The sequence below is a fragment of the Litorilinea aerophila genome (assembly GCF_006569185.2).
Taxonomy (GTDB): domain Bacteria; phylum Chloroflexota; class Anaerolineae; order Caldilineales; family Caldilineaceae; genus Litorilinea; species Litorilinea aerophila.
In genome coordinates, this window is the sequence record NZ_VIGC02000028.1 from 70,393 (window position 1) to 81,165 (window position 10,773).

At 67.3% G+C, this 10,773-nt stretch carries 4 protein-coding genes; 2 read left to right on the forward strand and 2 right to left on the reverse strand.

Annotation, left to right across the window (positions count from 1 at the left end; genetic code table 11):
• The first annotated feature begins 5 nt into the window (after positions 1 to 5).
• A complete protein-coding gene (locus tag FKZ61_RS18700) occupies positions 6 to 203 on the forward strand; it encodes a hypothetical protein (RefSeq protein ID WP_141611663.1) in 198 nt (65 codons plus the stop codon).
• Positions 204 to 260: 57 nt separating this feature from the next.
• On the forward strand, positions 261 to 3,104 hold the full coding sequence (locus FKZ61_RS18705; protein WP_141611664.1) for a hypothetical protein: 2,844 nt from the start codon (positions 261 to 263) through the stop codon (positions 3,102 to 3,104).
• Between the two features lie 11 nt (positions 3,105 to 3,115).
• Here FKZ61_RS18705 and FKZ61_RS18710 read toward each other — a convergent pair whose 3' ends face one another.
• Entirely contained in the window at positions 3,116 to 6,298 is a 3,183-nt protein-coding gene (locus FKZ61_RS18710; protein ID WP_141611665.1) for a BTAD domain-containing putative transcriptional regulator, read from the reverse strand.
• 73 nt (positions 6,299 to 6,371) lie between these two features.
• Positions 6,372 to 10,571 carry a PAS domain S-box protein gene (locus tag FKZ61_RS18715; protein ID WP_141611666.1) on the reverse strand — a complete coding sequence of 1,400 codons (4,200 nt, stop codon included), beginning with the start codon at positions 10,569 to 10,571 and terminating at the stop codon, positions 6,372 to 6,374.
• Positions 10,572 to 10,773: the final 202 nt, after the last annotated feature.

A 10,773-nucleotide genomic window follows, 5' to 3' on the forward strand; every position in this document is an offset into this window, starting at 1 on the left:
AGGCCATGGCAGAGCGAACTTCTTTCATCGTGCGGATCTGGCGGGACGAGCAGGGGATTCTGCAGGGCCAGATCCATCATCCCCAGAGCGGCTGGCGGCAACCCTTCCACACCGCCGAACAGCTCTGGCATCTGTTGAGTCAGTTCCAGGATCCGGAGGAACCTCCTGGACCGCCCGGTCAGAGGGCGGGATCCGGCCGGTGAATCCGCTGCAGAAACACCGTGTACGATAAGTTTTCCTGATGGAACGGAGGTGCCGAAATGCAAGGCCAAATGGAGCGGACAGGGGCGGCCGCCCGTCCCTGGGACCCGGTGCGTGGAAGCCGGCGGACCCTGGCTGCATTGGTGAGTGCCGTGTGGATTTGCCTGCTGGCGGCCACACCCCTGATGGCTGCCTTAGCTCCCCAGGGCACCGTGGATGCCCTCGCCCGGCAGATCGAGGCCCTTTACAGCCGGGCACCCGACCTGGAAGAGACCTTCGACCAGGGCGCGGACGACTGGTACGACGATGGCGACATCTACCGGTACGATGCCACGGGCGGCAACTTTCGCCTGCGGATCCGTAAACCCAACTCCCTGCATTGGATCCGATACGACAAGTCGACGGAACTGGCCCCGGCGGACTACCTGGTGGAGGTGGTCGCCCTGCCGGTACCCCTGCGCAGCAGCGGTAGCTATGGCCTGATCTTTCGCTTCCAGGACGACAACAACTACTATCTCTTCGCCCTTTCGGGCAGGTACTACAGCCTCCAGGCCTACGTCCAGGGGCAGTGGTCCTTCCTGGTGGACTGGACCGAGTCCCCGGCCATTGAGGCCAGGTGGGACATGCCCAACCGGCTGGGCGTCCTGGCCCAGGGCAGCCAGATCGTCCTGCTGATCAACGACCAGATCGTGGCCGCGGTAGAGGATGACGCCATCCCCATGGGCGGAGTCGGGCTGGCCGCGTACACCTTCGAGTCCGGCGTGATGGAAGTAGCCTTCGACGACCTGGCCATCTGGCAGCTCGGGACCGCCCCTGCCTCCCAAAGTCCTTCGGCTGCGGATCCCATGGCGGCGCGGCTGGTGGCCATCCGCAGCCAGGAGCCCCTCTACAGCCAGGACTTCAGCCTGGATGACGGCAGTTGGCCTACGGGAGCGGATGACCGGGTAAGCGCCTCCGTGGTGGAGGGCGCCTACCACATGGCCGTGACTACGCCTCAACTGCTGGCCTGGAACAACGACGGCTATCTGAGTGCGCTGGACCTGGACGACTTTCTGGCCGAGGTGGACGTGCGGGTCGTGCACCCGATCCCGTCCTCCGGGTATGGCCTGGTCTTTCGGGCACGCGAGACGAGCCGCCTGTACGCCTTTTGGCTCTCCGATGACCAGTATGAGCTCATCCGCATGGACGGCAGCGGGCAACGGTGGACGTGGTTACAGCCTCTCACCCCTTCAACGGCCATCCGCCTGGAGGAAGGTGCCGTCAATCGGTTGGGGGTGTTGGCGGAGGGTGACACCATCACCTTGCTGATCAACGACACGGTGGTATTTCAAACCCAGGATGATACCCTGGCAACTGGAAGAGTGGGCCTGGCCGTCAGCACCAACGATGTGGCGGGGATCGAAGTGGCCTTTGACAATCTAACCGTCTGGCCATTGCGCCAGGGAGATGAATCGGAAGAAGCGACCAGGATAGAGCCCCAGACCGATCCGTCCTCCACACCGTCAGCGGTTGCCTGGGGCACCTACGACGGCGATGCCTTCACCCTGCGCCATCCCCGGGGGTGGACCGTCCAGAGCAGCGATGATGGCCGGGTGGAGCTTCAAGGCAATGGCAGCGAGCAGGTGGTGATCTGGCCCCTGTACGTGGCCCGGGCGGTGGACACGCCCCAGGCCCAGGCCATCCTCCAGGCGCTGGCCCAAGCCCAGCGGCCGGATCTGCGCTGGGCCCGGGGAACGGTGGTGAGCGCCGGGCTGGTGCGTCAGGTGGGACGCAGCGACACCCAGACCGGGGTGGCCGGCCTGGCCTGGGTCAGTGACGGCGCCCAGAGCGCCCTGTTCTTCTATCTGGTGGCCGCACCGACCGCTCACTTCGAGGCCCAGGCGCCCCTCTTCGCCACCATCCTGCGGAGCTTCCAGGTCCAGAGCACCGGCCAGGAGCCGGCCCCCATGCCGGCCCGGCTGGACTTTGTCCCCTTCACCGACCCCATGGAAGGCGCCTTCCACGTGGAGGTTCCCGCCGGCTGGGAGACAGAGGGGGGGCTCTATCGGGCCGCTGCGGTGGACGTACGCCCCTGGCTGCGCACCCGTTCCCCGGATCAGGCCATCCTGGTCTTTGCCGGCGATCCCCAGGTGCCCACCTTCAGCCTCCCCAGTGAGATCAGCAGCTGGCTGGGCTGGCAGGAAGGGGACTGGTACTCGCCTGGCTACGGCGTGCAGATGATGATCAGCCGCTACCTGCCCGGCGAGGAGTTCGCCGCGGCCTACGTCACCCGGTGGATGGACTTGCCCGGGTGTGTCATCCAGGAGAAGGTCCCCCTCACCCAGTTGGAGGAGACCTTGAACCAGCTCTTGATACAAAACGGCCTGCTCTTGCCCGGCCAGCGCCAGGACATGGGCTACGTCACCTTCACCTGCCCATCGGAGGGCCAGCCCGTCACCGGTTTCCTCCTGGTTCAGACCACCCTGCTGGAAATGTACGGCACCGGCATCTGGCAGGTGACCGTGCTGACCGGCTTCCTGGCCAGCCCGGAGCGGGTGGGGGAAGCATCCGCGGTGATGGCCCATCTCACCAGTACCTGGCGCACGGATCCCCGCTGGTATGCGGCGCAGCAGCAGACCACCGCTGCGGTCAGCGACATCGTCACTACCACCAGCCAGGAGATTGCAGCCATCGTCAACCAGGTGTACGAACAGGCGCAACAGGTGCAGGACCGGCTGGCCGAGGACTACGCCCGGGCCCTGCGAGGGGTGGAGGATGTGCAGGATCCCCGCACCGGCGAGGTCTACCAGGTGCAGAGCAGTTCCAACTACTACTGGATTGACCCCCAGGGCAACATCGTGGGGACGAACGCCTATTTCAACCCCGATGGGCTGCGTTTCGAGGAGATGTTGCGCCTGCCCTGAGGGGGCGCAGCTTAGACCGCTTCTCCCTGGCGCAGGCGGCGGGCCAGCCATCGAAGCTGCTCCGATGGCGGGGCGTCCAGCTCCCGGCGCAGGGCGGCTACAGCCTCTTCATAGGCTTTCAACGCCCGGTCTGGATGACCCTGGCGGGCCAGCGCCCGAATGAGCAGCTCATATCCCTCTTCCAGCCAGGGGGCCTCGGCGACAACCCGGCGGGCCCAGCCTTCGGCCTGGCCGGGCTGCCCCCGAACCAGCCAGGCGTGGGCGGCATGGAGACAGCCGTCCACAAAGAGATCGGCCAGGGCCACCCGGGCCCGCAGCGCCCAGTCCTCGTAGGCCAGCTCGGGCAACAGGGGAGCGTACCCCTCCAGGGCGGCCAGGAATTCAGCCGGCAGGGGCGGCACCTCGGCCTGCTGGGCGGCGTGCAGCGTCTCCTGGACGATGGCCGTCAGCCGCTCCACGTCGGTGTGCACCACGCCCAGGGGATCGAAGCAGCAAACTTCCTCTTCCAGGACCAGATAGCGGTTGATGCCCTTGTCGGTGTAGGGCTCCAGCACCTGGCGCAGGCGGCTCTGGACGGACCGGAAGGTGGTCCAGGCCCGGTCCGGCGAGGTATCCGGCCAGAATTCCTCCAGGATGCGGTCCCGGTGCAGGGGCTGACCCCGATGGAGGACCAGGTACTGGAACAGGCGTCGCACCACCGGCCGGGGCCAGGCGGAGGGGGGAATGGGCGTGTCGCCCCGCAGCACGGAAAATTGGCCCATCAGGGTCACCGTCAACGGGGGCGGGGGCAGCGTCTGGAGCTGTTGCACCGCCTGGGCCAGGCTGGCCCGGACCTGGGGATTCCGCTCCCGCCTGCTGGCGGCCAGCAGGGTGGGAATGGCCGTCTCGTCGCCCAGGGTGGCCAGCAGGCGGGCCCCTTCCACCCGGGCCTGGGGACGGGGATGGGCCAGGAGGGCCGTCATGGGCCGGGGATCGCCCAGGCGCACCAGGGCGCTGCGGGCCTGATCGGCCGCAACCCCCTCGGCCAACAGCAGGGACCAGAAGGCCATGCCCAGCTCTGGGTCCCGACTGGTTAGGAGATGTGCGGCGGCTGGCCGGGCCAGCCCGGCCAGGGCCGCCACCGCGTGACGCTGCCAGCGCGGGTCCCTATGGGCATGGGCACAGAGGGCCAGCAGAGCCCGCAGGCGCACCAGCTCCCCCCGAGCCCGCCACCAGACCAGGTGCCGGGTTTCCGGATGCAATGTGGGGGGCGGCCCACCTTCCTGAAGCCACAGCAGGCCCCGGGCAATGTCCCGCTCCAGGGCCAGAACGGCCCGGTAGAAGGGCACGGCCAGATCCCGGGCCAGGGTGGCCTCGGCCCGCTGGACCGCTTCGGCCAGGCGCCCCTGGCGGCGGAGAAGCCAGCTTTCCACCCACGCCTGGCTGACCAGGGCCATGGGGTACTCCTCGACCAGGGAGGCCATGCGGCCGACGTGGACCTGGGCTTCTTGAAAATAGCCCTGGGCGACCGCGACAATGGCGGCGTAGTATGCGTGCCAGAGCTGATGGCTGATGTCCGGCGTTTCCACCTGGGCCATGTGGCTCTCCACCGCATCCAGGGTGGCCACCAGGGACGCCCAGTCGCCGGCGGCGGTATGGAGTTCGCAGCAGTGAAGGAGGGAGCCCATGTGGCGGCCGGGTGAGTTCTGAAAGAAGTCGGCCGCGGCCTGGATGTGGGCCTGGGCGTCCGCCAGCCGCCCCTGGGGCACCAGGATCAGCAGGGCCAGGTTGGTGCGGTTGTTCATCTCCGCCACCCGGTCCCCCAGGGATTGGGCCAGGTCGATGGCCATCTGGAAGGCCTGGCGGGCTTCCCCAAAGCGGGCCAGCTCGGCCAGGGTGACGGCCATGATCTGACAGGCCTGCAACCGGTCCGCCGGCGGACAGTCCGGGTCTTCCAGGATTCGGCGGGCATGGGCCAGGGCCAGGTCATAGTGGCCCTCCCGGTAGTGGAGGCGGGCCAGCTCGCCCAGCGCCTGGCGGCGGATGGGGCCCTGGGACTGCTCTTCACCCAGGGCCAGCGCCTCCTGGAGGAGGGGCCAGGCCTCATCCTGTAGCCCGGCCACCCGGTGGAGGTGCCGGGCCAGCCGGATCAGGATGGCAGGGTGGCTGCGGCGGACTGCGGGGGTCAGCTGGTTCACCCAGCGCCGGTAGGTGGCATAGCGGCCATAATCTCGCAGGAAGGCTTCCGGGACCTCCTGGATGAGGGAAGCTGCTTCTGCATGCAGGCCGCCTTCCAGGGCATGTTCGATGGCCATTTCCCACTCCCCCTGGCGGGTAAACCAGGCCACCAGCCGGCGGTAGGTGGGGGTTAAGTCCCCGGGCGCCTGGCTGCGCAGAAAGTCCCGGATCAGGTCGTGGTAGCGGTACCAGCCGGGCTCTTCCGCCGGCTCCAGGAAGAGGCTCCGCTGCAGGATTTGCTGGAAGAGTTGGCCGGCCAGCTCCGCGTCCCCCAGGAGGGTCGCGGCCAGGTTGGGGTGGATGCGCCGGGGCAGGGCGGTCAATTGCCAGAAGTGTCGCAGGGGCGGGGGCAGCGCCCGGTAGAGGGTGGTGGCCAGGTAGGCGAACAGATCCTCCTGGACGGCGGGCAGATGGGTCTCCGGGTCGCTCCGGGCCAGAAGGCCCAAGGCCAGGGGCCAGCCCTGGGCCCGCTCGACCCAGGCCTGTTGGCGGATACTGTCGGGGCGGGAGGCCAGCAGGGCGTGGGCTTCTGCCGGGGTGAAGGCCAGCCTGGCCCGGCTCAGGACCCGCAGGCGGCCGGCGGCCACCTGGGCCCGCACGGCCTGGCCGGGCAGGCGGCGTCCGGCCAGGACCAGCCGGGGGGTGTCGGCCTGGAGGTGCGCGGCCAGCCAGCTGTCTGCTGCCAGGTTGACCTCCAGGTGCTGGATGTCATCCAGGAGCAGGGTGGCGCGGGCAAGATCCTGGGCCTGGCTGCAGAGGGCCTCCCAACGGGCCTGAAGCCGGGCCAGGTCTGCGTCGGCCGGCTCCAGTTGCAGGAGGAACGCATGGGGCCGGCGGGCTGCCAGGGCCCGGAGCAACACACTCTTGCCGTAGCCGGCTGGCGCGACCAGGGCCACGTGGCCAGCGGCCAGGAGCTCCTGCAGCTCGCCATACAGCCGGGGCCGTTCCAGGATCGGCAGGGAGCTGGATGGGCACATGGGTCATTGGCTATCCACAGATGGGTTCACGGCAGAACCACGGACTTCACAGAGGTACAGCCCGATATCGGTATCACACCTGCCCGGAATCAGCCGACGGCGTGCCATCCTGCCGTTGCAAGAGGTCGGCCAGGGTCTGGGCCAGTTGCGCCATGGGCAAGGGCTTGGGCAGCCAGGTGGAGATGCCGTACTCCGCCAGGTCGAGGGATTCTGCCTCTCGGGGGTGGCCGCTCATCAGGATGATGGGCCTGGTCCAGCCTCGCTGGCGCAGGACGTGGAGCAGGGCCACGCCGCCCATCTCCGGCATGACCATGTCGGTGAGGATGACATCGATCGCGGTGTCGCCCCGGTCCAGGATCCCCAGGGCTTCCCGCCCGTGGGCAGCCTCCAGCACCCGATACCCCCACTGTTCCAGGTTCTCTCGCAGGGCTGTGCGCAGGGCCAGGTTATCTTCCACCAGCAGGATCGTCTCACCCTGTCCCTGGGGCAGGATCTGGGCCTCATCCGCGGCGATGGGATGCTCGGGCTCCGGCAGGGCGGGCAAGTAGATGGTGAAGGTGGTGCCTTTGCCCACCTGGCTCTCCACGTCGATATGGCCGCCGTGCTGGGAGACGATGCCGTGGACCTGGGCCAGGCCCAGGCCGGTTCCCTTGCCCGGTTCCTTGGTGGTGAAGAAGGGTTCGAAGATGTGGCCCAGGACATCATCTGAGATGCCCGTGCCCGTATCCCGCACCCGGAGCAGGAGCCACCGGCCGGGCGCCATCCCGGGCAGGGGCGGCCTGACGTTCTGTTCGGATTCCCGGGAAGGACCGATGGTCAGGTGCCCCAGTTCGATGGTCAGGTGGCCGCCGGCGGGCATGGCGTCCCGCGCGTTGATGACCAGGTTCAACAGCACCTGGCGCAGGCGAGTGGGGTCGGCGTCCAGGACATAGTCGCCCGGCTCGTAGCCCAGGCGGATCTGAATGGACTCGGGCAGGGTGCGCTCCAGGAGCTTGACCTGCTCCTTGACCAGGATCAGGAGGTTGACAGCCTGTCGTTCCAGCACAGACTGGCGGCTGAAGTCCAGGATCTGGCGGATGAGCTCCGTGGCGTGGTGGGCCTGCTGGTCGATGATGGCCATCCGTTCCCGATCTCGGGGGGAGAGGCCGGGGCTGCGCATGGCCATCTGGGCGTGGAGGACGATGACGGTGATGATGTTGTTGAAGTCGTGGGCGATGCCGGCGGCCAGCTGGCCCACAGTGGCCAGCCGTTCCTGCTGCTGAATCTGGGCCTGGATCTGGCGGGAGCGGGTGACGTCGTCGATGAGCAAGACCCATTGCTCCGGCTCCGGGCCGTTGGGAATGGGCCGCGCGATCACCTCGAAGGTGCGCGCCCCGGCGTGGACTTCGTGCCAGATGCCGGTGGGCGGGGACGAGAGCACCTCCTTCAAAGTGCGGTCGCCCAGCTGGGTCACCACGTCGCCCACCCCGGCATTGGCCAGGGTAGCCAGATCCTGCACGGCCACGGGGTTGGCCATCAGGATGCGGCCGGTTGCATCCAGCACCACCACCCCTTGGGGAACTGTCCGCAGGATCTGGGTCATCTGGCGGGCCTGGGCTTCGTTGTGTTCGTAGAGCGCGGCCCGGTGGAGGGCGCTGGCAGCCATGTTGGCCAACGCCTGGAGCAGGCGCAGATCTTCGTCCCCCAGCAGGCGCTGACTCCCGATCCAGAGCAGCCCGATGATTTTGTCTTCAGCAACCAGGGGTATCCCGGCGATGGCCCGACAGGAGCCCGTGATATCCGCATACTGGAGCCGGGGATCCTTCTGGGCCTCGTTGTTGAGGTAGGGCTGGCCCGTTTCCAGGACCAGGGAGCTGAGGCCGGCGCCGGGAGGAACTTGCCGGTCGGTGAGGTGCGCCCAGATGCCCCTGGCCAACTCGACCCGTAGCGTCCCATCCTCTGAAACCAGGATCTCCACGGCTGCCCCGTCTACCTCAAGCTGAAGCAGGAGTTGATCCAGGAGGACGGGCAGAATTTCCCGGCGGGTAAGGGAGGCGCGCAGGGTCTCTCCCAGGGTGGTCACCAGCTCCATCTCCCGTTCCCGGCGTTTACGGTCTGAAATGTCCAGCACAGTGCCCAGGATGCTGGGCTTTCCGTCCCACAGGATGCGCCGTCCGTACACTTCCACCTCGATGGTGGAGCCATCCTTGCGCAGCCCCTGGAATTCGTAGCGCACGGCCTCCACTTCTCCTTCCATGCGCCGGCGAATGTGGGTGGCCACCAGCTCCCGGTGGTGGGGCGCGGTCAGATCCAGGGGGCTCAACCGGCCCACAATTTCGCCCACTTCATAGCCGAAGAGGGTGGCCAGGGCCTGGTTGACATAGGCGAAACGGCCATCCTGGATCAGGTAGATGCCGGTGAGGGAGGATTCGGCCAACGAGCGGAAGCGCTCTTCGCTCTGGCGGAGGGCCTCTTCGGCTCGCTTCCGTTCGCTGATATCGGTGACCACGGCGATGGAGCCGATGTAACGGCCGTCATGGAAGCGGGGCACCCCGGTGATCAACACCGGCACCAGGTGCCCGTCCCGGTGGCGCAGGTTGCTCTCGAAGGTGGAGGTCTCCCCGGCCCGCCGGCGGGCCAGGGCTTCTTCCAGCTTGGGATGGTCGGCCTCGTCGGTCACCACGGCCGGGTGCCGGCCCAGCAGCCGGTCCACGGGATAGCCCACCATGGCGGCGTAGGCCGGGTTCACGTAGGTGAAGCGGCCGTTCTCGTCCGTGGTGGTCAGGCCCTGGCCCAGGTTCTCCATCACCTGGAGGGCAAAGTCCCGTTCCCGGCGCAGGGCCTCCTCCTGGCGGTGGCGGGCAATGGCAATGGCCGCCAGGTTGGTGGCCTGGGCGATGACGGTTTCCTGTTGGGGGGTGGGGCGGGCCGGCGTCCGGGTGTAGAGGGCGAAGGAGCCCAACACATCGCCGTGTTCATCGAAGATGGGGGTGGACCAGCAGGCCCGCAGCCCATGGGAGAGGGCCAGCTCCCGGTAACGTTCCCAGAGGGGATCGGTGGCGATGTCCTCCACGATGACCGCTTCCCCCCGGTACATGGCCGTGCCGCAGGAACCGGCCCGCTGGCCGATGGGCTCGCCGTCGATGGCGCGCCAGTAGCTTTCAGGCAGGCTGGGCGCCGCGCCGTGGCGGATGTGGAGGCCGTCCTCGTCCAGTAGCAGGATGGAAGCCAACATGCCCGGCAACTGGGCTTCCATCTCCTCGACCAGAGCTTCCAGGGTCGTCTCCAGGGGTGCGCCAGTGGCGATGAGCTCCAGGATGCGGTTCTGGCAGGTGAGAGACCGTTCGGCCATGACCCGCCCGGTGATGTCGCTCCAGGAGCCCACGATCTCCGTGGGGTTGCCTGCCTCGTCCTGCAGCAGGCGCAGCTCGTCCCGCACCCACAGAACATCGCCGTTGCGCTTCAGGAACCGATATTCGTGGATGAGGTGGCCGCTCGTCAATACCTCCTGTGACCGTGCAATCGCTGCCTCCCGATCGTCCGGATGGAGGTGGTTGCGCCACCAGTCGGGCTGGCAGGCTTCTTCCAGAGAGTAGCCCAGAATCTCCTGGATGTTGGGGCTGAACCAGCGGGGCGTGAAGTCCGGCGCCAGGGAATAGGTGATGGCCGGGCTGCTGGCCAGCAGGTGGGTCATCTGGCGTTGACTCTGGACGGCCTGGGCCTCTGCTGCCCGCCGTCGTTCCGCCTCCAGGAAGACAAAGGCACTGAGGAGGAGGCCCAGCGGGTAGAAGACCAGCACGGGCAGGCCGATGGCCCGTAAGATCTGGGGGCCCAGGCCATCGGGCAGGAGAAGCTGGAGCCCCAACATGCCCAGGTGGACCACCACGCCAAAGGCCCAGAGGCGGATCGGCCGTAGCCAGCGGGCATCCTGCTGACGGAGATAAAAATAGCCGGCGCCCAGGGCGGCGGCTTCCACGATGACGGCCACGCCCACCGGTGCGCCCACCCCGCCCAGATAGAGGCGATAGGCGGCGGCCATCAGCGCGGCGATGCCGGCGGTCACCGGTCCGCCCATCAGGCCGGCCAGGCTCAGGATGATGGAGCGGCCATCGTAGATGAGGCCTGGGGCCATCTGCAAAGGTGTCATCATGGCTGCGATGGCCACCACGCCAAAAAGAAAACCGGCCACCAACCGGTAGGCGAAATCGCGCTGCTCCCAACGGTGGGCGATCATCTGAAGGCCCACCGACAGCGCCACCAATAGGGCAACGTTTTGAATGAGTTCGACGATCATGGAGGATTTTTGACCGTATTTTTGAATTTTTGTAGTGATCAATTGCACTTTGGACACTTAGCGAACTCGGGTATCATAGTGGTATGGCTAAGAGACGCACCCATTTTCCACACACGACTCCGCAGCAGCGCAAGCTGCTGTTTGAGACTTGGGAAGCCACAGGCAATGTGACCCTGGCCTGTCGAAAAGCCCACGTCGGTCG

Coding starts and splice junctions, on each gene's coding strand:
- FKZ61_RS18700 (WP_141611663.1), top strand. CDS start 6: ATGGCAGAGCGAACTTCTTTCATCGTGCGGATCTGGCGGGACGAGCAG.
- FKZ61_RS18705 (WP_141611664.1), top strand. CDS start 261: ATGCAAGGCCAAATGGAGCGGACAGGGGCGGCCGCCCGTCCCTGGGAC.
- FKZ61_RS18710 (WP_141611665.1), bottom strand. CDS start 6,298: ATGTGCCCATCCAGCTCCCTGCCGATCCTGGAACGGCCCCGGCTGTAT.
- FKZ61_RS18715 (WP_141611666.1), bottom strand. CDS start 10,571: ATGATCGTCGAACTCATTCAAAACGTTGCCCTATTGGTGGCGCTGTCG.